Below are 665 nucleotides of genomic sequence, written 5' to 3' on the forward strand. Positions count from 1 at the left end.
ATTCACATAACAAACTGTTCAAGAGGGATTCGCAACGCGTGGCATTTTCACTATGCGTTGGTTTTGGTGTTTAAGGTGGTTTGCGGCGGCTTCGGTATTGCGTTGCTCACCCCTTAACAGGGCGTTAGCTTAAACAATCGGAGGTAAGAGTGGGGATATCAGATTTTGGTTTATGTTTAGATATAATCGCAGTTTTCTTATTGGGTAAATATGGTTTATCAAATGAGCCTCTGTATGCTGATGGGCGAGAGCCTTTTGAAGTATTTATAAGTGCAAGTAGAAAAACAGATAACATAAATCGGTATGTAACTCACAGAGTTATGACGACACTTTCATACAGAATGTTGTTAATTGGCTTTGTGTTACAAATTTCCGCTACTGAAAAACTCTGGAATTACCTGCTAGAGCAAGCCGCAAAAATTTAAGCTAACAAGCAATTCAAGCTGATTCGCAACGCTCGGCACTTTCGGTTTCAATTCGTTTAGTGATTAAGGTGAAGTGTTCTGGTAAGGCGGTAACGTTGCTCACAACTTAATTGGGCGTTAGCTGCTGGCATGAAAATAACGGCTAATGTTCTAAAAAGTCTGATCTTTTTGTATAGTCTTCACTGTGTATTTCTATTTAGAGCATTGTAATGACTGACAAAACAAATCGACTAAGAAAGG

General features: G+C 39.2%; 1 protein-coding gene. It reads left to right on the forward strand.

From position 1 onward, the window contains the following. Window positions 1–149: 149 nt before the first annotated feature. The gene (locus ACU01J_RS21680) at window positions 150–425 is read left to right on the forward strand and encodes a hypothetical protein (RefSeq protein ID WP_481087455.1); all 276 of its coding nucleotides are present in this window, start codon (window positions 150–152) and stop codon (window positions 423–425) included. Window positions 426–665: the final 240 nt, after the last annotated feature.

The sequence above is a fragment of the Vibrio sp. 2433-A1 genome (genome assembly GCF_056726085.1).